Here is a 19956-nt window from a genome sequence, read left to right on the forward strand (position 1 = left end):
ATCACCCCCGGTATGGTTCGAGCACTAAATCTCTGGTGACGATGACCCTGACCGGGAAGCCGGGTCGGATGGTCAGCGTCGGCAGCACCTGCAACTGGCGCTGGATGATCTGCTGTCCGGCCTGATTGATGGTGTCCTGCGAGCCGTCGCGGATCGCGCGGATCAGGCGGTCCTCGTCGCTCGTCGCGAGTTCGGCCCCGACCGCGAGCAGCGTCGAGAGGCCTGCCGCCTTGGCGAGGTCCCACCAGTGGTAGTCGACGCCGTCCTCGAGCCCGGCATAGCCCTGCGTGTCGGCGCCGGGCTGGCGCTCCAGCACGATCGAGCGGCCATTGGGGAAGATCAGCCGGTTCCAGACGAGCAGCACGCGGCGCTGGCCGAACTGCACGGAGTTGTCGTACTGGCCGATGATGCGCGTGCCCTGGGGCACGAGCAGGATTCGGCCGGTCGGGCTGTCGTAGATCGATTCCGTGACCTGCGCCGTGATCTGCCCCGGAAGGTCTGAGCGGATGCCGGTGATCAGCGCGGCCGGAATGACCGCGCCGGCCTGGAGCACGAAGGGCGACGCCGGCGCCATGACACGATCGGTCGCGGTTGTGCGGCGATCGACGGCCGCGTTGAGGAAGGCGTTCTGCCGGTCCTGCGCCATCGTCCCGCCGAGCCCGAGGCCGGTCAGGTTGGGCATGCCGGCTCCGGCGGCCGCGCCCGCCTCGGCGCCGATGCCGGAATTGGTGGCCGTGCGGGTCTCCGTCTGGAAGAAGACGCGGCTGGTGCGCGCGGCCTCCTCCTCGGCGCGTCGCCGCTGCTCCTCCTGATCCACGGTCGGGTTCGGCACAGCGGTCGGCGTGATTGGCTTGCCCTCATTCTGCGCGCTGAGGATCGGGCGGCCGAGATCGCCGGGCAGCGCCGGCCCGAGGATCGGCCCGGTATAGTCGCGGGGAAGGCCCGCGAGCCCGTCGGCCGTGGCGCGGTTCTCGGTCGAATACAGCTCCTCGCCGTCCGCGCCGCGATCGCGGGTCTGGAGCGCATAGATCAGAGCGCCGCCGATGCCGAGCGAGACGACGAGGCCAGCGCCCGCCAGCACTTTGCGCGAAAGGCGGGTGACGCGCGGGGCCTCGGTGCGAAGGCGCATCGGCGGGGCTGCGTTGTTCTCGGTATCGGTCATGACGATTGCCCTCCTTTGTCGTGCCGGACGTTCGAGGCGCGCTGGGAGCCGTCGATGCGCTCGATGCGGACCGTCTGCTGGCGCTTGCCGCTGCCGAGGCGCAGCTCGGCCGCGCCGAACAGCCGATCGACGATCAGGATGTTCTGGTGGACGCGGGTGTTGGCGATCTGCGCCTCGCCCTCCGGACCGATCACGAAGATCGGCGGCATCTCGCCCTGCACGATGCCGCGCGGGAACTCGATGTAGACGCGGCGGCCGTCGTCATAGACCGAAACCGGCTTCCAGGGCGGATTGTCGCCAGAGGCGAGCCCATAGCGATAGTTCCGCGTCGTCACGGCCGGGATGATCGGTGTGGCGGGGATCGCCTGCCCCGACCCTCCGCGCGGGCGTGGATAGGACCAGGCCACGGACGGCATGTAGGGTTTCTCGCGCGAGCGCAGCTCGACCATGTAGGTGCGACGGTCGGTGGTGATGACGAGATTGGTGGAGATGTCGGCGCGCGACGGCTTCACCAGCACATGGACGCGCCGCGTCACGCCCGATCCGCTCTCGGTATCGCCGATGATCCAGCGCGCCGTATCGCCGGCGGCGATCGGCCCGGCGCCGGTCAGGCTCTCGCCGGGCTCCAGCGCGATGTTTGTGATCTGTCCGGGCGAGGCGTAGATCTGATAGAGCGCGCCTTCGCTCCACGGATAGACCTGAATGGCGTTGTAATAGCCCTCGCGGCGTGGCTCCACGCGAGCCGCGAGATTGGCGTTCTCGACGCGCGCGGTCGGCGTGGACGCGGCGTTGCCGCCGCGGCTGACCGACCAGGCCGGTGGGACGTGGACCGGCTTTGGCGTCGTGTCGGTCACTGCGGCCGGCACGTCTGGAAGCGGCGGCACGTCGGAATCGTAGCTGATCTCGGGCGGCTTCTTCGCCGAAGCGCATCCACCGAGCATCGCGGTCGAGACCAGCAAAGCCGAGATCACGGATTTACGGAAAGCCGGCTTTCCGGCGTTACGGGCATACGGCGTCATTGTCCCATCTCCCGCGACCAGTTGATGGCGTTGATGTAGATGCCGAGCGGATTGGCCTTGAGCCGCTCGGCGTCGCGCGGCGGCTGGACGACGATGGTGAGGATGGCGGTCCAGCGTTCGGTGGTCGAAAGCTGACCGTTCTCGTAGCGGCGCTCGATCCAGGCGATGCGGAAACTTTCCGGCGACGCCCGGATGACGCTCGACACCTCGACGGCGACCTGCTGTTTGCCGACCTTCGTGAAGGGGTCGTTGACGCGGGCATAGTCGTTGAGCGCCGCCGCGCCGCGGTCCGTGGTAAATTCATAGGCGCGCAGCCAGTTCTGCCGGACGATGATCGGATCGGCCGGGACCGAGCGGACCTGCTCGATGAAGCGGGCGAGGTGCCACGCGATTTGCGGATCGGTCGGGCGATAGTCGGCGCTCGCCGGCGCGACGGTCTGAGCCTGCCCGAGCTTGTCGACCTGAACGATCCAGGGAACGACGGTGCCGCGCGCGGACTGGACGACGAGCGCGGCGGCGAAGCCGCCCGAGAGCGCGAGGCAGCCGAAGGCCACGTAGCGCCAGCTCTTGGCCTGGACGCGCGCGGAGCCGATGCGGTCGTCCCAACTTTGGCCCGCCTTCTGGTAGGGCGTTTCGGGTTCGGGGGTCTTGCCGTAATGGGTGACTGGTCGCCTGAAGATGTTCATGAGCGGTCGCTTTCGGAGAGATTGACGGAGGAGCCGGAGCCGTGGCTGTCGCCGGAGCGGACCGCATGCGCGGCCGCCGAGACGCCGTGGCTGACGGCCTGGCCGCGCTTCATGCGCTGCGCCCAGGCCGGCGGCGTGTTCGGGGTTGCGGAGGCGGACGCAGCGGCCGAGGCGTCATTGGCGGCGGCCGCGCCGCCGCCGACCGTGCCCATGGTCGAGGAGCCGCCCGTCGTCTCGAAGGCGCCCTTGAAGCCGCCCGAATGGCTCGACTTGAGGCTCGCGGCGGCGCGGGCGAGCCCGCGTCGAAGCGGCGAGACCCCGGCCGAGCCCGCGGCGCGCGCGACGCCCCCAAGGCCGGAAGCGACGCCGGACGCGCCGGACTGCCCCATGGAGCCGAGCGTGTAGGCGGACGATGCGGCGCCGGCCGCGGCGGCTCCGCCACGAGCGGCGGCCGCACCGCCTGACAGGGCAAGGGCTCCACCCTTGGCGGCCAGCACCGCGCCGCCGCCTGCGGCGAGCGCCGCGCCTCCGACCGCGAGGCCGGTGCCCACGGCGGCGCCCGCGCCGAGCTGCGGCCCGCCGGAGACGAGGCCATTGGCGATGCCAGGGCCGAAGATGCCGAGGCCGAGCAAGGAGAGCGCGGCGAGGACGATCGCCATGGCCTGGTCGATGGTCGGGGTCTGGCCGCCGAAGCCGGCGGTGAACTGCGAGAACAACGTCGAGCCGATGCCGATGATGACGGCGAGGACGAGCACCTTGATGCCCGACGAGATCACGTTGCCGAGCACGCGTTCAGCCATGAACGCCGTCTTGCCGAACAGGCCGAACGGGATCAGCACGAAGCCTGCGAGGGTGCTCAGCTTGAACTCGATCAGCGTCACGAAGAGCTGGATGGCGAGGATGAAGAAGGCAAGGATGACCAGCACCCAGGCGAAGAACATGCACGCGATCTGGATGAAGTTCTCGAAGAACGCGATCCAGCCCATGAGATCGGAGATGGAATCGAGCAGCGGCCGGCCAGCGTCGAGCCCGGTCTGAGCGACCTTGCCGGGGCGCAGCAGGTCGGCGGCGCTGAAGCTGGTGCCCGATCCCTTGAGCCCGAGGCCGGCGAAGGAGTCGAAGACGATCTTCGCGAGCGAATTCCAATTGGAAATCAGGTAGGCAAATGCACCGACGAACAGCGTCTTCTTCACAAGCCGCGCCATGATATCGTCGTCTGCGCCCCAACTCCAGAACAGGGCCGCGAGCGTCACGTCGATGACGATGAGCGTGGTCGCAATAAACGCCACCTCGCCGCCGAGCAGGCCGAAGCCCGAGTCGATGTAGGAGGTGAAGACCGAGAGGAAATTGTCGATGACGCCGGTGCTGCCCATCTGCGCTCACCGTTCGTCATTGGCTGCGGGCGCTACCGGCTGCTGCGCGCGGCCGAGAAAGCGGTCACGGGTCTCGGCCCAGACGCGCAGGCATCCGGCGTCCTTACCGGCCGCCTCGCCGAGCTGCTGGCACCGGCGCTGCTCGTTTCGGAGCGGATCGGTCGACCGTTCGACGGCGCGCGCCGGTTTGGGCGTCGGCTCCTCTTCTTTCCGGGTCAGTTCGATGGCCGTCGCGGTGATCGCGACGGCCACGAAGACGACGGCACCCAGCCGGGCCAGCATCTTGCCGTCCATGACGGTCCCCCTTCCTGGCGCTTCAGTTGCCGTTGAACATTTTCGCGCCGCCCGGCTGGTAGCCGGAGCCGGGCGTCAGGAAGCGGCGGCGCTGCTCGCGGCCCTGTTCGGCCGCCGCTGAGCGCTCGGCCTCGGTGAGCGCCTGCGCGCGGCCGTTCGCGGCAATGACGGCGGTGAGGTCGGCGAGCTGCTGCGCCTGGAGGGCGAGGAGCTGGTTGCCCGCCTGCGTCGCCTGAAGCGCACCGGTCGCGCCTTGGCTCTGCCCGACCAGCGCCGACATCTGCGTGCGGTTGGTGTCGATGTTGCCGACCACGGTGGCCTGCACGCGCATGGCGTCCTGCAGACCGCCGACCGTGTTCTGCCAGCGGCTCTTGGCGTCGGCGACGAGCTGCTGCTGCGTCGCCGTCATGGAGGCGTTGCCGTACTGCGTGTTGAACGCCTGATCGATCTTCCCGACGTCGAACGCGATGTTCTGCGCCTGGCTCAAGAGCTGCTGCGTGCGCTGCACGGACTGCTGAAGCTGCTGGAGCGAGGAGAACGGCAGGCTAGCCAGGTTCTTCGCCTGGTTGATGAGCATCTGCGCCTCATTCTGGAGCGAGGTGATCTGGTTGGTGATCTGCTCCAGCGCGCGGGCGGCCTGAAGGACGTTCTGCGCATAGTTGGTCGGGTCGTAGACGATCCTCCACGCATGCGCCGGCGTGGTCAGGACTGGCGCGACGGCGAGCGGCGCCGACAGCATGGTGGCGGCGAGCAGCGTCATGGCAAGGCGGGGCGGATTGCGGGTCATGGATTCACGTCTCCTGTTCGGGTTGCGGTTCGATGTTGATGAGGTCTGGGATGAGGTCGGCCGCCCAGGCGGCGTCCCGCGCGTCGAGCCAGGCGGCGAGGAAGCCGTCGCGGCCGTGCTCGGCGAAGATGCGGGAGATCAGCGTCTGGTCGGATTTCGAGGAGGCAGCGCAGAGCGCGAGCCCGACTTCCGACAGGCCGAGTTCGAACATGCGGTTGCCGCGCCGCGACTGGCAGTAGTAGTCACGCTTCGGCGTGGCGCGGGCGATCAGCTCGATCTGCCGGTCGTTGAGGCCGAAGCGCCGATAGATTGCCGTGATCTGGGGCTCCACGGCGCGCTCGTTCGGGAGCATCACGCGGGTCAGGCAGCTTTCGATGATCGCCGGCGCGATGCTGCTGTTGTCGATGTCGGAGAGCGACTGCGTGGCGAAGACGACGCTTGCGTTTCGCTTCCTCAGCGTCTTGAGCCATTCCCTGAGCTGGCCGGAGAAGCCCTCGTCGTCCAGCGCAAGCCAGCCTTCGTCGATGATGAGCAGCGTCGGACGCCCGTCGAGCCGGTCGCCGATGCGGTGGAAGAGATAGGCGAGCACGGCCGGCGCCGAGCCGGTCCCGACGAGCCCCTCGATCTCGAAGGCCTGCACGGACGCTGAGCCGAGATGCTCGGATTCGGCGTCGAGCAGCCGGCCGTAGGGACCGCCGACGCAATAGGGTCGCAGCGCCTGCTTGAGGTCGTTCGACTGGAGCAGCACGGTCAGGCCGGTGATTGTCCGCTCCTCGAGCGGCGCGGAAGCGAGCGAGGTCAGCGCGGTCCAGAGATGCTCCTTGACCTCGGGCGTGATCTGCACGCCCTCGCGCAGGAGGATCGCGACGATCCAGTCGGCCGCCCAGGCGCGTTCGGGCACCTCATGGACGCGGGCGAGCGGCTGGAGGGAGACCGAGCCCTCCGCGCCATCGGTCAGGTCGCCGCCGAGATCATGCCAGTCGCCGCCCATGGCGAGCGCGGACGCCCTGATCGAGCCCCCGAAATCGAAGGCGAAGACCTGCGAACGCGGGTAACGGCGGAACTGCAAGGACATGAGGGCAAGCAAGACAGACTTGCCCGCGCCGGTCGGCCCGACGACCAGCGTGTGGCCGACATCGCCGACGTGCAAAGAAAACCGGAACGGGGTCGAGCCTTCGGTCCTGCCGTAAAGCAGCGGGGGCGCGCCGAAATGCTCGTCCCGTTCCGGCCCGGCCCACACGGCGCTGAGCGGAATCATGTGGGCAAGGTTGAGGGTGTTGACCGGCGGTTGCCGGACATTGCCGTAGACATGGCCCGGTAGGCTGCCGAGCCATGCGTCGACGGCGTTGATGGTCTCGGGCATGCAGGTGAAGTCGCGCCCCTGGATGACCTTCTCGACCAGACGCAGCTTCTCGTCGGCCGTACGGGCATCGGCGTCCCAGACGGTCACGGTCGCGGTGACATAGGCCTCGCCGGCGAAGTCCTGGCCGAGTTCCTGAAGCGCGAGATCCGCGTCCTGCGCCTTGTTCGCGGCGTCGGTGTCGACGAGCACGGATTGCTCGTTGGTCATCACCTCCTTCAGGATCGCGGCGATGCTCTTGCGCTTGGCGAACCACTGCCTCCTGATCTTGGTCAGCAGGCGGATCGCGTCGGTCTTGTCGAGGAGGATGGCGCGCGTCGACCAGCGATAGGGAAAGGCGAGCCGGTTCAGCTCGTCGAGAATGCCGGGCGTGGTCGCGGTCGGGAAGCCGACGATGGTGAGGATGCGCAGATGCTGCTCGCCCAGGCGCGGCTCCAGCCCGCCGGTGAGCGGCTGGTCGGCGAGCAGCGCGTCGAGATACATCGGCGTCTCGGGAACGCGGACGCGATGCCGGTTGGTCGAGATGGTCGAATGCAGATAGGTGAGCGTCTCGCCGTCATCGAGCCAGGCGCATTCCGGCATGAAACCGTCGAGCAGTGCGAGCACGCGATCGGTGCGATCGGTGAAGGCGCGTAGCGCCTCATGCGGATCGATGCCGGAACGCTCGCGGCCCTCGTAGAGCCAAGCCTCGGTGCGGGCGGCCTCCTCGGCCGGCGGCATATAGAGGATGGTCAGGAAGTAGCCGGAAACGAAGTGCTGGCCCTCTTCCTCGAAATCGGCCTTGCGCTCGGAATCGACGAGCGCCGAGGCCGCATCGGGAAAGCGGCTGTCGGGATAGGTCGCGGCCTCGGAGCGCTGCGCCTCGACGAAGATCGCCCAGCCGGAGCCGAGGCGACGGAAAGCGTTGTTGAGGCGCCCGGCGACGGCGACCAGCTCGGCCGCGACGGCGGAATCGAGATCGGGACCGCGAAACTTCGCCGTGCGCTGAAACGAGCCGTCCTTGTTGAGGACGACACCGGCGCCGACCAAAGCCGCCCAGGGCAGATAGTCGGCGAGACGAGCGGAGGCGCGGCGGTATTCTGCAAGGTTCATCATGGGAGCGCCCTCACACCGCAAGATGGCCGGGGATGCGCAGATGCCGGCGACCGACCTCCACGAAGAGCGGATCGCGCCGAGCCGCCCATACCGCCACGAAGTGGCCGATCGCCCAGATCGCGAGGCCGACCAGCCAGAGGCGCAAGCCGAGACCCACGGCTCCGGCGATCGTGCCGTTCATGATGGCGATGGAGCGCGGCGCGCCGCCGAGCAGGATGTGCTCGGTCAGCGCGCGATGGACCGGCACGGAGAATCCCGGCACGGCGTCGAGTTGTTCGAAGCCGGCCGCCATCAGATGAGCGCCCCGCCGCCGAACGAAAAGAAGCTCAAGAAGAACGAGCTGGCCGCGAAGGCGATGCTGAGCCCGAACACGATCTGGATGAGGCGGCGAAATCCGCCGGCCGTGTCGCCGAAGGCAAGCGTCAGGCCGGTGACGATGATGATGATGACCGCGACGATCTTGGCGACCGGCCCCTCGACGGATTCGAGGATTTTCTGGAGCGGCGCTTCCCAGGGCATCGAGGAGCCGGAGGCGTGAGCGGCCGGAACCGCCGTCATCATCATGATGGTGACGAGCGCGGTCGAGCTGGCGAGCCGGTCATAGGCGCCGCGCAGCACGGAGGCTCCGGCCCGCCTCGGCTGGACCGGCTGCGGGATCGGCGGAACGGGCGTATTCGAGGCGGTCACGGACGACTTCATCAAGGTTCTCCTGTCGGGGGCTGGATGGCGGGGATGACGTGGTAGTCGCCGTCGGGGCCGAGCCCTTCGACGCGGGCGAGCTGCGCGAGGCGGCGGCCGGAACCGCGGCCGGCGAGCACGGCGACGAGATCGATCGTCTCGGCGATCAGGGCGCGCGGGACGGTGACGACGGCTTCCTGAATGAGCTGTTCGAGACGGCGCAGCGCACCGATCGCCGTGCCGGCATGGATGGTCCCGATCCCGCCGGGATGTCCGGTGCCCCAGGCCTTGAGGAGGTCGAGCGCCTCGGCGCCGCGCACCTCGCCGATGGGAATGCGGTCGGGACGCAGGCGCAGCGAGGACCGGACGAGATCGGAGAGCGTCGCCACGCCGTCCTTGGTGCGCATGGCGACGAGGTTCGGCGCTGCGCACTGAAGCTCGCGCGTGTCCTCGATGATGACGACGCGATCCGTGCCCTTCGCGACCTCGGCGAGCAGCGCGTTGGTCAGCGTGGTCTTGCCGGTCGAGGTGCCGCCGGCGACGAGGATGTTGGAGCGCGCCAGGACGGCGTTTCGCAGCACGGCCGCCTGCTCGGCGCTCATGATGCCGGAGGCGGCATAGTCGTCGAGGGTGAAGACGGCGACGGCGGGCTTGCGGATGGCGAAGGCAGGCGCGGCGACGACGGGCGGCAGCAATCCTTCGAAGCGCTCGCCGGTCTCCGGCAGCTCGGCCGAGACGCGCGGCGCGCCGGCATGCACCTCCGCGCCGACATGATGGGCGACGAGGCGCACGATGCGTTCGCCATCGGCCGCCGACAGCCGCTCTCCCGTATCGGCCAGTCCCTCGGACAGCCGGTCGATCCAGAGCCGCCCATCGGGGTTGAGCATCACCTCGACGATCGCGGGGTCCTCAAGAAACCGGGCGATCGCGGGTCCGAGCGCGGTACGGAGCATGCGTGCTCCCCGCGTCGTCGCCTCGGTCTGTTGCAAGGATCGTGCCACGTCGTCCCCGTCCTGTAGCGGGCGCGCCCCATGCGCGGCCCTGGATCGGGGATGAGTAAAAGAGCCCGAAATCGGGCCGATTCAACAAGTATCGGTCGTAGTAGCGCCGTGGCGTGCAAAGACAGGCGAACGGCGGAATCGCTTGCGCGCGCCGGTCTGCTTGCGGCCGGAAAATTCCGAATCACCCGCCTGGACTTATGCTGAGTTGTTCCTGGAATGTCGGAGGAACGGCGCCGATGTCGGCGCCCGGTCTCGGTCGGTCAGCGGCGCACGGAGCCGCTTTTCTTGGCGCGGGCCAGTTCGAGGAAGCGTGCCCTGATTGTCGCGAAGAGACCGGGCGGGATGAAGCCGTAGCTGAACTCGCCCCGCTTGCCGGGGACCGGCGACAGGCCGCCATTGGGCCATTCGTCGATATTGTGCTCCGAGACGATCACCCAGCTCGGCTCGTCGTCTAGGCCGATGGCCTGCTTCACCTTCGCCGGAATCTCGATCCCGACGGTGTCGCCCGAAGGCGGCGTGTGGGTGATCGGCAGCAGCACGACGAAGCGGGGCCGGGCCTGCGGGTCGGTCGCGGCGGCGAGGCAAGTCGGACGGTCCTTGCCTTGCTCCTGACCGGCGGCCGCCTCATGGGTCCAGAGGTAGTCGTAACGGAGGACGAGGCCGGGCTTCGGCTCGGGAAGCGCCACCACGTCCGCCTTACTTCAGCAGCTCGTCGAGCTTGGCGTGTTCCGGGTCCATCTCGGCCCGCTCCACGGCGTCGATCACGACGTCCGAGGCGTCGGCCGTGCGGTGGCTTCGCTGCGCGGCGGCGCGGAGCCAGTCGTAATGATCGGCGGACATCAGGACGAACTCACGGCGGCCGTGCCGGGTGATCTCCACGGGCTCGCGCTGCGCCTGGTGCTGGAACTCGCCGAACTTGCGCTGGAATTCGAGAGAGCCGACTGTCGGCATGGCTGGCATCCTTTCAACTTGGTGCCCGTATTATACGTATAATTCGTGCATCGTTCAAGAGCAGCATCACCCCTCGCGGCCCGCTCCGCCGTCATCGCCGGGCTGGTCGATATCCTCGGAGATCTCCTGGCGGAGCTTCGGGCCTTTCACGAGCCGCTGGCCGAGCGCGGCGACGAAGGCGTCGTAGCGCTCGCCGGCCTTGGCTCGGGCGGCGGCATGGGCGGGCTCGGGCAGAGGCGGCGTTGTCGTCACCCAGAACCGGATGAAGACGGCGAGCGTCTCGACGGCGATGCCGAGATCGCGCTCCATGCGCGTCATGCGGCGGTCGAGCTGGTCGAGCCGCTTGGCGACGACGGCCTCGCGGCGCTCGGCGTCGTCGGGAGACAGGAAGGACGCGATGGCGGCTTCGGCGATCAGCGAGCGCGGCTGGTCGCGCCGCGCCGAATAGGCGACGAGCGCCTCCATGACGTCGGGATCGAGATAGACGGAGAGGCGCCGCTTCTTCGGGGTGCGGATCATGGCGGGCCTCACAGTTCGATGCCGTCGTTGGGATCGAGCGAGGCCTGCCGGGCGACCTGCCGCATGAGTCGTTTCATCCGGCTGTTGCGCACGGTGTCGTCCTCGCTGTCGTCGCCGGCGTCGATGACGAATTCGTTGTCGATCGGCTCCTTCTTCTCGACGGTTTTCGTGCGGCTGAGTTCGGGCTGGTGGCGGCGTTCGGAATCGGTCGGATCGTCGTCGTCCGCGCCGACGCCGGCGATCGGGGTCAGCTCGATCTCGGGGCGCGCCGGCAGCGGCAGCTTGCTCCAGTCGTCCGGCTCGACAGGCTCGGCCGCCATAGCCGGCGGCGGCAGGACGCGCTCCTGAAACCGGGCATCCTCGTAATATCTCGCCTTCCGCGCCCGGATCGGCGGCGTGCCCGCCACCATGACGATCTCGTCGGCGGGCGGAAGCTGCATGATCTCGCCCGGCGTGAGCAGCGGCCGCGCGGTCTCCGAGCGCGAGACCATCAAATGTCCGAGCCAGGGCGACAGGCGATGCCCGGCATAGTTCTTCATGGCGCGCATCTCGGTCGCGGTGCCGAGCGCATCGGAGACGCGCTTCGCCGTCCTCTCGTCGTTCGTGGCGAAGGCGACGCGGACATGGCAGTTGTCGAGGATCGAATTGTTCGGCCCGTAGGCCTTCTCGATCTGGTTCAGCGACTGCGCGATCAGGAAGCTCTTGAGGCCGTAGCCGGCCATGAAGGCGAGCGCCGACTCGAAGAAATCGAGCCTTCCCAAGGCGGGGAACTCATCGAGCATGAGGAGCAGCCGATGGCGCCCCGCCTTCGTCTCCAGCTCCTCGGTCAGCCGGCGGCCGATCTGGTTGAGGATCAGGCGGATCAGCGGCTTGGTCCGGTTGATGTCGGAGGGGGGCACGACGAGGTAGAGCGTCGTCGGCCGGCGCGCGCCGACGATATCGGCGATCCGCCAGTCGCAGCGCCGCGTCACCGCGGCCACGACCGGATCGCGATAAAGCCCGAGGAACGACATGGCCGTGGAGAGCACGCCGGAGCGCTCGTTGTCGGATTTGTTGAGCAGCTCGCGGGCGGCGCTGGCGACGACTGGATGCGGACCGGCCTCGCCGAGATGCGCCGTGCGCATCATCGCGTCGAGCGTCGCCTCGATCGATCGCTTCGGGTCCGACAGGAAGGCGGCGACGCCGGCGAGCGTCTTGTCCTTCTCCGCGTAGAGGACATGCAGGATCGCGCCGACGAGCAGCGCATGGGAGGTCTTCTCCCAATGGTTCCGCTTCTCCAGCGAGCCTTCGGGGTCGACGAGAATGTCGGCGATGTTCTGGACGTCGCGGACCTCCCACTGGCCCTTGCGCACCTCGAGCAGCGGATTGTAGGCTGAGGATTGCGCGTTGGTCGGGTCGAACAGCAGCACGCGGCCGTGCCGCGAGCGGAAGCCAGCGGTCAGGGTCCAATTCTCGCCCTTGATGTCGTGGACGACGCAACTGCCTGGCCAAGTGAGCAGCGTCGGCACGACGAGCCCAACGCCCTTGCCGGATCGCGTCGGCGCGAAGCACATGACATGCTCCGGCCCGTCATGGCGCAGATAGGATCGGTCGAGACGGCCGAGTACCACGCCGTCCGGGTCGAGCAGCCGCGCCGCCTCGATCTCGTCCGGCCGCGCCCAGCGGGCCGAGCCATAGGTGTCGACGTCACTCGCCTCGCGGGCGCGGATCACCGACATGCCGATGGCGACGGCGATGGCGATGAAGCCGCCGGACGCGGCGATGACGGCTCCCTCCATGAAGACCGATGGTGCATAGGCGTCGTAGAAATACCACCAGAGGAAGAAGGACGGCGGATAGTAGACCGGCCAGCCGGCCAGCTCGAACCAGGGCGTGCCGAGCTGCCCCTGAAAGCCGAGGCGCCAGGCCGTCCACTGCGTCGCCATCCATGTCGTGGCGATCACGATCAGGAAGACGGTGACGATCTGGCCCCAGAGGATTTTCGTGCCGGACATGGCGAGGCTCCTTTCTTTTTGTGGTGACGGTCAGAGGCCGATCCCGCGCTTGCGGCCGAAAGACCAGTCGACGCCGCCGTCGCTGCGGGCGACGCCGGAGACGTGCTTGGCGAGCTGCTTTTCGAGCGATGGGGACCAAGGCACGAGCTGGAAGCCGAGACCGTCATCGATCATGGCGAAGCGGCCGGAGGCGAGCGTGAAGCGCTGGCGATAGGTCCCGGCGACGAACTCGCCTGTGCCCGACTGGTTGAAGGCGCGCCCGGTCTGGCCGGCGATGCGATCCGCCAGCGCGTCGACCTCACGCTGGCGCAGCGTGCGCAGGAGGTTGCGGTTGAAGATCACGCTGCGGCCCTGGCGCTCGGCGAAGCCCTTTTCGATCAGGTGCTCGGCCCGACTATCGAGAGCGTCGCGCACCTCCGCGCCGAAGCCGCCCTCGGAAAGCGAGGCCGGCTCGCGGGCGATGTTCTGCCGGTCGAGCCAGGTGGCGCCCGTCGCCGTGACCTGCTTGGCGATGTCGAGGTCGGAGCGGACGGCGAGCGCGACGCGGCGGCGGCCCTGCGCGTCGTCGAACTTGCGCAGCTCGACGATCGAACCCGGCGCGCTGTCGCCCGTCGCGTCGAGATCGGGGAACTTGATGTGATGGGTGCGGCCGTCGACGCCGTCGACCACGGCATAGGCCGTGCCCTTCAGCTCGTCGTCGAGGCCGCGCTCGACCAGCCGGCCGACGATCGGATCGTCCAGGCTCTCGGCCGCCAGCACGTAGCTCGCCGAACCGCGATCGATGCCGCGTTCGGTGAGCGCGCGGTGCATGCGCTTGATGATGTCGCCGCGCTCGCCAAGCTCGCGCAGCGTCGGCTCGGCCTTTTCGGAGATGGTCCACTGGCCGGGGCCGATCTCCTCGGCGAGGCCGAGGGCTTCGAGCTTGCGAAGCCGGCCGACCTTGAGCGGGAGATATTCGTCGGGCTGGCGGTCCGGATGCGGCGCGACGTCGATGACGCCGGTGCGGTAGCCGTCGCGCATGAGCTGGCGGTCGAGATCGGTCCAGCGCTCGGCCTCGACCTGCCGCTCCAGATTGGCGTGAATTTCGAGATCGCTGCGCAGGCCGAGGTCCTGCGTCACCAGGTCCTGGGCGCGGGCGCGCATCCCCTCCTTGATGTAGTCGCGGGCGATCACGAGGTCCTGCCCGTCATCGGTGCGGCCGCGCAGGATGATGTGGACATGCGGGTTGTCGGTGTTCCAGTGGTCGACGCCGACCCAATCGAGCTTGGTGCCGAGGTCCTTTTCCATCTGGCTCATGAGATCGCGGGCGAAGGCCTGGAGATCGGTCATGCGCGAGGCGTCCTCGGGCGAGACGATGAAGCGGAAATGATGCCGGTCGTCCTCGCAGCGTTCGGCGAAATCCTTGGCGTCCACCTCGCCGAGCTCCGCGCCGAACAGACGGGCCTTCTCCCCGTCGCGGGTCACGCCGTCGCGCTGGAGATATTTGAGATGGGCGCCGAGCGGCGCGGCGCGCGCCGAGTGCCGGACCACGCGGGTCTTGATGACGACGTTGCGGGACCGGCGCGTGAGCACCCGGTTGGCCTGCACGCTGGCGCGGCGGCCGCGCCCGAACTGCGAGCGGTTGCCGGACGTGATCCGGCCGTAGCGCGAGACGCGGCCGCCGGCCTTCTGCGCGGCGGCGAGCGCCTGGGCGATGAAGGGTCTGGCGCGCTGCGCCCGCGAGGAGCGGATGCGCCCCGGACGGATGCGGAAATCGTCCTCGGCGCTCATGGCCGAGTCCCCGCACATCGCGGCAAGTCGATGAAATCACGGCGCAAGCCGGAAATTCGCGAGGTTCGCCAGAACCGCGCACATCGCGCAGGCGGCGCGTAACCAATTGAAAAACCACAACCGGAATCCAGCGCACCTCGCGCCTTTTTATCTCGCCATCCTCCGGTTGTGGTTCTGCGCCTCCCCCTCCACCCCGCCGATCCCCGCCGGTTGCACGCCACGCTGACCGAGACCGCGAATACCGTCATTTCGGGCCTCCAGCGCCGGAACGGGCGATGAAGAGGTCGCCGGACTGCGGCGCGACGGCAGGCTGATCGCGCGCCGGAAGGGAGGCGGGCGCATCGGTGGGCGCGCGGGCGAACAGCGGCGAATCCCGCCATCCGCGGGGTTTCGCGCGCAGGATGTCGGCGGCTCGGATGTCGGCCTTGCCGCCGATCATCGGCAGGATGGCGGCGACATAGGCGCGTGTTTCCGCCGGCAGCGGGCGGCCCTTCGCGACGTGCTCGTCGTAGCGCGACGGCCCCGCATTGTAGGCCGCGAGCATGGCCGCGACGCTGCGGTAGCGGTCGAGCATCTCGCGCAGATAGGCCGTGCCCGCGAGAATGTTGTCGCGCGGCGAGAACGGGTCGCGGCCGAGGCCGTAGCGAAGGCGCAGTTCGGCCCAGGTGGCGGGCATGACCTGCATCAATCCGATCGCGCCGGCCGACGACACGGCGCGCATGTCGCCGGCGCTCTCAGTGCGCATCACGGCGGCGATCCATGCCGCCGGGATGCCGAAGCGCCGCGACGCCTCCGCGATATGGGCGGCATGCGGATCGGCGCTTGCCGTGCGCGCCGGCTGCACGGTCTGCGCATAAGCTGGGAGCAAAGAGGGCGCGGCGACGAACAGGCCGGAAAGAAGGAGGAGCGCGGGGCGTCGGACGGTGGAAGAACGTCCGACGCCGGCGGGATGCTGGACCGCGACCATTCAGTCCTCCGTCCGCTTCTTCTTCGGCGGAGTGACGTGCAGGCCCCAGGCGGTGTCGTCGTCGGGGTCGCGGAAGAGGTTGGCGCGCAGCGTGCCGCCGAAGAGCGGGCTGTAGATGTCGACGGAGACGAACTCGCCGGCGCGTTCGCCGACATGCGACCAGCCCGCGCCGATGTCGAGGCCGTCCTCACCGCCGAGCAGCACGCGATAGGCCGGAGCGTTCTTGGTCTCCGACGGTTCGGCCGGAACGAAGGTGAGCGGCTCGTCGATACCGAGCGCGCGGAAGCGCCCTTCGAAGCCGGATTCGGTGCGAGTGAAATGGCCGATCTGCGCCATGGCTTTCGTCTCCTGTGCGTTGCGGTGAGGAAGGAAGGAGCGCGTCGTCACCGCGTCGGCGCGCGCCAGACGAAGCGGCCATTGCCGTCGTCGTCGGTGTAGAGAGGGACGGCGCGGCCGATCACCGCCGAGGCGGGCAGCGCGCCGAAGTAGCGGCCGTCGAGGCTGTCGCGGACTTGCCAGTTCATGAGGAAAAGCTCGCCCTGGCCGATCACGCGGCAGCCCTGCCAGGCGGGGAGATCGCGGCCCATGCGGTCGCGCTCCAGCGCTTCGCCCATCTCGATCGCGTCGACCGTGATGGTGCGCCCGCTGCGGCAGACCGTTTGTCCCGGCAGGCCGAGCACGCGCTTCAGGAGTGGCACGCCGCGGCCGACATAGCCGCGCGCGACCATGAAGTGGGCGAGCGGCTCGGGCGGCAGCACGGCGACGAGATCGGGGATCTCAAGCGCATCGGCGGGCTCGACCGTGTAGAAGCCGACCGGCGCGCTCGCGGTGGCGTTCCAGATCAGCCTTGTCGGCGTCGGGACGATCGCTGCGGCGACGGCGCCCGTCGCCGCGAGGCACGTCGCCAGGACGTAGCCGAGGCGCGTCACGGCGCGGTCCTCCGGCGCAGGAGGAACGCCTTGTGCTGGATGGCGGTGTAAGCGCGCGGCTCAAGACCGGCGGTGAGCCGGTTGTGGACGTGCCGCCAGTGGTCGGGCGAAACCTCGGCGGGATCGATGCCCTGCGCCTCGATCGCGTCGACGATCCGCAGCACGCGCTCGACCTTCGGCCAGCCGTCGATCTTGAGCAGGATGTCGCCGCCGGGGCGGACGAAGGGGAGCGTCTGGAACGGCTCGCCCCGGTCAATGGCGCGAACGATGTCGACGCGCGAGATGATCGTGCCGTGCTCGTTCGCGGCCCAGCGGACGAGGCAGAAGATCGTGCCGGGCGCGAAGCCGACGAGCCTGCGGCGGCGATCGAGCTTCTGCTCGTAGCTCTCGCGGCCAAACCTGATCCAGTTCTCGATCCGCTTCTCGATCCAGGTGAGTTCGACGAGCGTGGTGAAGGGCGCGGGCCCGTCCGGCAGCGGACGGCCGCGCATGCGGAACGCCGCATTGCCGGTCATGGCGTGTCTCCTTGGCGGTCGGGGAATTCGCGTTCGAGCAACTCGCGCAGCATGTCGGACGCGGTGACGCCGCGCCGGAACGCCGCTATCTTGATGCGGCCGCGCAGCTCGGGCGTGATGTCGATGGTGAGGCGCGCGGTGAAGGCGGCGGATGCCGCGCTGGGCCGCGCGGGCGGCGTCTCGGCGGCCTTGATCCAGCCTTCGGCGTCGCCCGGCCGCGCCGCGAAGCCGCGCTTTTCCGCGCGCGCCGTCATGACGCGCCTCGCGCGTCGAACGGCAGCACGGCGGCGATGCGCGCGTTTGCGCGCTCGGCCATGGCGGCGTCGATCTCGCAGCCGAGATAGCGGCGGCCGGAGAGCCGGCAGGCCTCGCCGGCCGCGCCCGATCCGGCGAACCAGTCGCCGACCAGGCCGCCCTCCGGGCAGCTCGTGCGTATCAGGATTTCGAGAAGCGCGGACGGCTTCTCGGTCGGATGGATCGCACGGCCATGGGCGTTGCGCACGTAGATGACCGAGCGCATGAGGCGCGGCCCGCCGTCCTGGCTGACATAGTGGCCGGCGTCGATACGGCCGGTATGGGGCGGGCGCTTCTTGCGCCGCACCGTCCGCGCCAGCGCGTCCGGCGTGGTCTGGACGTCATTGTAGACGTCGCGCCAGGGCGTCTCGGCGGGATAGAACTGGACGGCCAGCTCATGCACGCGCTTGAAGCGATCGGCATGGAAGCCGGAGCCGTTTTGTTTCTCCCAGACGATCTCCTGCGCGATGCGAAGTCCTGCATCCGCGAACCGGATCGCCGTCACCATAAAGCAGCGCAGCGATCCGAAGACCCACAGCGAGCCGGTCGGCTTGAGGGCGGCCCGCGCGAGCGGAAGCCAGCCCTCGACGCGACGATCCCAGGCGAGCGAGGTGTCGCCGTAAGGCGGATCGGCGAGGATCATGTCGAACGGGCCGTGCGCCGGCATGAGATCGCGGCAGTCGCCGGCGAGAACGGTTTCGGAGAGCACCGTCATGGCGCGGTCCTCCCGACGCCGAGCCGCGCGATCTCGGCCGCCAGCGCCGAGATCTCGCGCGCGGCGGGGCTGTCGGCGGCGATCTCGGAGGCGAGCCGTCCGGTCTGCGCCGCATCGGCGAAAACGACGCGCTGGCCGATCGTGGTGGCGAGCACCGGCGGATCGTGGTCCGCCAGGGTCTCGGCCGTCTCGCGGGCGATGACGGTGCGAGCGCCGCAGCGGTTCAGCACGAAGCGGGCGGCGAGCTGCGGCCGGTAGATGCGCGCTTCCGCCAGGAGCGCCAGCATCTCGGCCGAGGCCCAGCCGTCGAGCGGCGAAGGCTGCACCGGCATGATCACGAGATCGGCGGCGAGCAGCGCCGAGCGCATGAGGCCGGCTACCCGCGGCGGTCCGTCTATGACGACGTGATCGGCGTCGCGCGCCAGCTCGGGCGCTTCGCGATGCAGCGTGTCGCGGGCGAGGCCGACGACGCCGAACGCGCGCGGCAGGCCTTCGCGGCCGCGCTGCTGCGACCAGTCGAGCGCCGAGCCTTGCGGGTCGGCGTCGATCAGCGTGACGCGCCTTCCGCGCCGCGCCCATTCACCGGCGAGATGGAGGGCGAGCGTCGTCTTGCCGACGCCTCCCTTCTGGTTGAGGACGGCGACGATCATGACGCCCCTCCCGGCTTGCGGGATCGCGGTAGCGTGCGGTTATTGGAAGTATCGTCGGCCGTAAAGGAGGATTTACGGAAAGACGTAAGCGGATTAGCCTGCGGGCCATGTCCGGTCTTCGTCTTTGCCGTGCCGGCATCGAGACTTCTGGCGGCGCTGCGGATGAGATTTTCCACATCGCGCGCGCGCCCAAAAAGGTTAGATTCTCTATTAGACTCTAAGTTAAGGCCCGGAATCGTCGTTTCGGGCCAGAGGCTTAATTGGGGTTTCTGCGTGCGAAGTCCCGATACCGTCTGCGTGCGAAATCCCGATAGGTCTGCGTGCGAAGTCCCGATCGCTTCCACAGCCTTGTCCACAGGGGGCGTGGACGGGCCGGCGGGCAGTATCCGGAGCAGCTCGCGGCGGCCCTCGCGCTCGATGCGCAGCCGGTAGCCGGGCAGCGGCTGGCGCAGCGCGATGCGGCGGAGCTGGAGCGCGAAGTCGGAGACGCGCACCAGGCTGCCGGATTTCTCGTGAAGGTGCGGGACGTCGAACAGCCAGCCGCCGGGCTGGCGGCCCGCATGCTTGCGGGCGACGCGATAGAGCCAGCGCTCGATGCCGCCGGTCAGCCGGAAATAGGCGGGGTCGATGGTGAGGACCAGCGAGCGGTCGATGACGCCGCGGTAGAACCAGTCGGGCAGGACGAATTCCATGCCCTCGACGCGGCCGTCGGCGCGGGTGAGTTCCTCCCACTCGTTGATCCAGGAGAACTGATGCCGCCGCCAGTTTTCGCCGTGGCGGATATTGGTGCGGATGACGGTGGACTGGAGCCGGGTGAGCGCGCCCTTGAGCAGCTTGTAGTCGCGCGCGCCCGTCTCCCGGCCGATCGCGGTGAGAAGCTGGTAGGGCGTGAAGCGCAGAAAGCGCGAGGTTCGAAGGCCCAGGTTCTCGGCCTCGACGATCTGGCTCGCGGCCCAGATCAGCACGTCGGCGTCCCAGATGGTCGCCATGCCGTGCTCCTGCACGGCGAGGACCTCGACGCGGACGTCGCCCGCCTCGTAGTTGATCGGAACGACGCGCTTGGCCTTGGCCAGCGAGAAGAACGGCCGTTCCATGAGGTCGCGCTGATCGCGCGGCTTCGCGTCGCCGGTCGCCACGACGAAGGGGTCGAGCGTATTGCGTTCGCTAGGCGTGATGAGGCGACGGCGCTGCATGCCG

General features: G+C 68.9%; 23 protein-coding genes. All 23 read right to left on the minus strand.

Features of this window, described 5'->3' with window-relative positions; translation table 11 throughout:
* Position 1 precedes the first annotated feature (1 nt).
* Complete coding sequence (locus SL003B_RS01380) at positions 2-1162, minus strand: TraB/TrbI/VirB10 family type IV secretion system protein (protein WP_013651036.1); 1161 nt, start codon at positions 1160-1162, stop codon at positions 2-4.
* Complete coding sequence (gene trbG / locus SL003B_RS01385) at positions 1159-2181, minus strand: P-type conjugative transfer protein TrbG (protein WP_013651037.1); 1023 nt, start codon at positions 2179-2181, stop codon at positions 1159-1161. Before trbG ends, SL003B_RS01380 begins: the two co-directional genes overlap by 4 nt.
* Positions 2178-2867: a conjugal transfer protein TrbF gene (gene trbF, locus SL003B_RS01390; protein WP_013651038.1), complete on the minus strand. Its 690-nt coding sequence runs from the start codon at positions 2865-2867 to the stop codon at positions 2178-2180. Before trbF ends, trbG begins: the two co-directional genes overlap by 4 nt.
* Positions 2864-4240, minus strand: a complete 1377-nt coding sequence (trbL, locus tag SL003B_RS01395) for a P-type conjugative transfer protein TrbL (RefSeq protein WP_013651039.1) — start codon at positions 4238-4240, stop codon at positions 2864-2866. Before trbL ends, trbF begins: the two co-directional genes overlap by 4 nt.
* 6 nt (positions 4241-4246) lie before the next feature.
* Positions 4247-4534 carry a putative entry exclusion protein TrbK-alt gene (gene trbK-alt / locus SL003B_RS01400; RefSeq protein WP_013651040.1) on the minus strand — a complete coding sequence of 96 codons (288 nt, stop codon included), beginning with the start codon at positions 4532-4534 and terminating at the stop codon, positions 4247-4249.
* 22 nt (positions 4535-4556) lie between these two features.
* A complete protein-coding gene (gene trbJ / locus SL003B_RS01405) occupies positions 4557-5321 on the minus strand; it encodes a P-type conjugative transfer protein TrbJ (RefSeq protein ID WP_013651041.1) in 765 nt (254 codons plus the stop codon).
* A gap of 4 nt (positions 5322-5325) precedes the next feature.
* A complete protein-coding gene (trbE, locus tag SL003B_RS01410) occupies positions 5326-7776 on the minus strand; it encodes a conjugal transfer protein TrbE (RefSeq protein WP_013651042.1) in 2451 nt (816 codons plus the stop codon).
* A 10-nt stretch (positions 7777-7786) separates the two neighbouring features.
* A complete protein-coding gene (locus SL003B_RS01415) occupies positions 7787-8068 on the minus strand; it encodes a VirB3 family type IV secretion system protein (RefSeq protein WP_013651043.1) in 282 nt (93 codons plus the stop codon).
* Positions 8068-8340, minus strand: coding sequence for a TrbC/VirB2 family type IV secretion system protein (locus SL003B_RS01420; protein ID WP_242390370.1), 273 nt, complete (start codon positions 8338-8340; stop codon positions 8068-8070). The genes SL003B_RS01415 and SL003B_RS01420 overlap by 1 nt, the downstream gene beginning before the upstream one ends.
* A 134-nt stretch (positions 8341-8474) precedes the next feature.
* Positions 8475-9407, minus strand: coding sequence for a P-type conjugative transfer ATPase TrbB (trbB, locus tag SL003B_RS01425; RefSeq protein WP_013651045.1), 933 nt, complete (start codon positions 9405-9407; stop codon positions 8475-8477).
* A 308-nt stretch (positions 9408-9715) separates the two neighbouring features.
* Positions 9716-10141: a hypothetical protein gene (locus tag SL003B_RS01430; protein WP_041375734.1), complete on the minus strand. Its 426-nt coding sequence runs from the start codon at positions 10139-10141 to the stop codon at positions 9716-9718.
* A 10-nt stretch (positions 10142-10151) separates the two neighbouring features.
* On the minus strand, positions 10152-10406 hold the full coding sequence (locus tag SL003B_RS01435; RefSeq protein ID WP_013651047.1) for a type II toxin-antitoxin system prevent-host-death family antitoxin: 255 nt from the start codon (positions 10404-10406) through the stop codon (positions 10152-10154).
* A gap of 66 nt (positions 10407-10472) precedes the next feature.
* Positions 10473-10925, minus strand: coding sequence for a hypothetical protein (locus SL003B_RS01440; protein WP_013651048.1), 453 nt, complete (start codon positions 10923-10925; stop codon positions 10473-10475).
* An 8-nt stretch (positions 10926-10933) separates the two neighbouring features.
* Complete coding sequence (locus tag SL003B_RS01445; protein ID WP_013651049.1) at positions 10934-12919, minus strand: conjugal transfer protein TraG; 1986 nt, start codon at positions 12917-12919, stop codon at positions 10934-10936.
* A gap of 30 nt (positions 12920-12949) precedes the next feature.
* Complete coding sequence (locus SL003B_RS01450) at positions 12950-14689, minus strand: relaxase/mobilization nuclease domain-containing protein (RefSeq protein ID WP_013651050.1); 1740 nt, start codon at positions 14687-14689, stop codon at positions 12950-12952.
* A 244-nt stretch (positions 14690-14933) separates the two neighbouring features.
* Positions 14934-15656 carry a lytic transglycosylase domain-containing protein gene (locus SL003B_RS01455; RefSeq protein ID WP_013651051.1) on the minus strand — a complete coding sequence of 241 codons (723 nt, stop codon included), beginning with the start codon at positions 15654-15656 and terminating at the stop codon, positions 14934-14936.
* Positions 15657-15992, minus strand: coding sequence for a DUF736 domain-containing protein (locus tag SL003B_RS01460; protein ID WP_013651052.1), 336 nt, complete (start codon positions 15990-15992; stop codon positions 15657-15659). It abuts the gene before it with no gap.
* Between the two features lie 47 nt (positions 15993-16039).
* Positions 16040-16585, minus strand: a complete 546-nt coding sequence (locus SL003B_RS01465; RefSeq protein WP_013651053.1) for a S26 family signal peptidase — start codon at positions 16583-16585, stop codon at positions 16040-16042.
* The gene (locus tag SL003B_RS01470; RefSeq protein WP_013651054.1) at positions 16582-17100 is read right to left on the minus strand and encodes a DUF2840 domain-containing protein; all 519 of its coding nucleotides are present in this window, start codon (positions 17098-17100) and stop codon (positions 16582-16584) included. The genes SL003B_RS01465 and SL003B_RS01470 overlap by 4 nt, the downstream gene beginning before the upstream one ends.
* Entirely contained in the window at positions 17097-17354 is a 258-nt protein-coding gene (locus tag SL003B_RS01475; protein ID WP_013651055.1) for a ribbon-helix-helix protein, read from the minus strand. The genes SL003B_RS01470 and SL003B_RS01475 overlap by 4 nt, the downstream gene beginning before the upstream one ends.
* Positions 17351-18109 carry a DNA-methyltransferase gene (locus SL003B_RS01480; RefSeq protein ID WP_013651056.1) on the minus strand — a complete coding sequence of 253 codons (759 nt, stop codon included), beginning with the start codon at positions 18107-18109 and terminating at the stop codon, positions 17351-17353. Before SL003B_RS01480 ends, SL003B_RS01475 begins: the two co-directional genes overlap by 4 nt.
* Entirely contained in the window at positions 18106-18759 is a 654-nt protein-coding gene (gene parA / locus SL003B_RS01485; protein ID WP_013651057.1) for a ParA family partition ATPase, read from the minus strand. Before parA ends, SL003B_RS01480 begins: the two co-directional genes overlap by 4 nt.
* Positions 18756-19952 carry a replication initiator protein A gene (locus tag SL003B_RS01490; RefSeq protein ID WP_013651058.1) on the minus strand — a complete coding sequence of 399 codons (1197 nt, stop codon included), beginning with the start codon at positions 19950-19952 and terminating at the stop codon, positions 18756-18758. The genes parA and SL003B_RS01490 overlap by 4 nt, the downstream gene beginning before the upstream one ends.
* Positions 19953-19956: the final 4 nt, after the last annotated feature.

The sequence above is a fragment of the Polymorphum gilvum SL003B-26A1 genome, from assembly GCF_000192745.1.
GTDB lineage: Bacteria > Pseudomonadota > Alphaproteobacteria > Rhizobiales > Stappiaceae > Polymorphum > Polymorphum gilvum.

What these genes read in the sequence shown, in the direction of transcription:
- trbL (WP_013651039.1), bottom strand. Translation starts at nt 4,240, where the DNA reads ATGGGCAGCACCGGCGTCATCGACAATTTCCTCTCGGTCTTCACCTCC.
- SL003B_RS01470 (WP_013651054.1), bottom strand. Translation starts at nt 17,100, where the DNA reads ATGACCGGCAATGCGGCGTTCCGCATGCGCGGCCGTCCGCTGCCGGAC.
- SL003B_RS01480 (WP_013651056.1), bottom strand. Translation starts at nt 18,109, where the DNA reads ATGACGGTGCTCTCCGAAACCGTTCTCGCCGGCGACTGCCGCGATCTC.
- parA (WP_013651057.1), bottom strand. Translation starts at nt 18,759, where the DNA reads ATGATCGTCGCCGTCCTCAACCAGAAGGGAGGCGTCGGCAAGACGACG.
- trbG (WP_013651037.1), bottom strand. Translation starts at nt 2,181, where the DNA reads ATGACGCCGTATGCCCGTAACGCCGGAAAGCCGGCTTTCCGTAAATCC.
- SL003B_RS01475 (WP_013651055.1), bottom strand. Translation starts at nt 17,354, where the DNA reads ATGACGGCGCGCGCGGAAAAGCGCGGCTTCGCGGCGCGGCCGGGCGAC.
- trbF (WP_013651038.1), bottom strand. Translation starts at nt 2,867, where the DNA reads ATGAACATCTTCAGGCGACCAGTCACCCATTACGGCAAGACCCCCGAA.
- trbJ (WP_013651041.1), bottom strand. Translation starts at nt 5,321, where the DNA reads ATGACCCGCAATCCGCCCCGCCTTGCCATGACGCTGCTCGCCGCCACC.
- SL003B_RS01450 (WP_013651050.1), bottom strand. Translation starts at nt 14,689, where the DNA reads ATGAGCGCCGAGGACGATTTCCGCATCCGTCCGGGGCGCATCCGCTCC.
- SL003B_RS01490 (WP_013651058.1), bottom strand. Translation starts at nt 19,952, where the DNA reads ATGCAGCGCCGTCGCCTCATCACGCCTAGCGAACGCAATACGCTCGAC.
- SL003B_RS01380 (WP_013651036.1), bottom strand. Translation starts at nt 1,162, where the DNA reads ATGACCGATACCGAGAACAACGCAGCCCCGCCGATGCGCCTTCGCACC.
- SL003B_RS01460 (WP_013651052.1), bottom strand. Translation starts at nt 15,992, where the DNA reads ATGGCGCAGATCGGCCATTTCACTCGCACCGAATCCGGCTTCGAAGGG.
- SL003B_RS01435 (WP_013651047.1), bottom strand. Translation starts at nt 10,406, where the DNA reads ATGCCGACAGTCGGCTCTCTCGAATTCCAGCGCAAGTTCGGCGAGTTC.
- SL003B_RS01455 (WP_013651051.1), bottom strand. Translation starts at nt 15,656, where the DNA reads ATGGTCGCGGTCCAGCATCCCGCCGGCGTCGGACGTTCTTCCACCGTC.
- SL003B_RS01420 (WP_242390370.1), bottom strand. Translation starts at nt 8,340, where the DNA reads ATGATGATGACGGCGGTTCCGGCCGCTCACGCCTCCGGCTCCTCGATG.
- SL003B_RS01415 (WP_013651043.1), bottom strand. Translation starts at nt 8,068, where the DNA reads ATGGCGGCCGGCTTCGAACAACTCGACGCCGTGCCGGGATTCTCCGTG.
- trbK-alt (WP_013651040.1), bottom strand. Translation starts at nt 4,534, where the DNA reads ATGGACGGCAAGATGCTGGCCCGGCTGGGTGCCGTCGTCTTCGTGGCC.
- SL003B_RS01440 (WP_013651048.1), bottom strand. Translation starts at nt 10,925, where the DNA reads ATGATCCGCACCCCGAAGAAGCGGCGCCTCTCCGTCTATCTCGATCCC.
- trbB (WP_013651045.1), bottom strand. Translation starts at nt 9,407, where the DNA reads ATGCTCCGTACCGCGCTCGGACCCGCGATCGCCCGGTTTCTTGAGGAC.
- trbE (WP_013651042.1), bottom strand. Translation starts at nt 7,776, where the DNA reads ATGATGAACCTTGCAGAATACCGCCGCGCCTCCGCTCGTCTCGCCGAC.
- SL003B_RS01445 (WP_013651049.1), bottom strand. Translation starts at nt 12,919, where the DNA reads ATGTCCGGCACGAAAATCCTCTGGGGCCAGATCGTCACCGTCTTCCTG.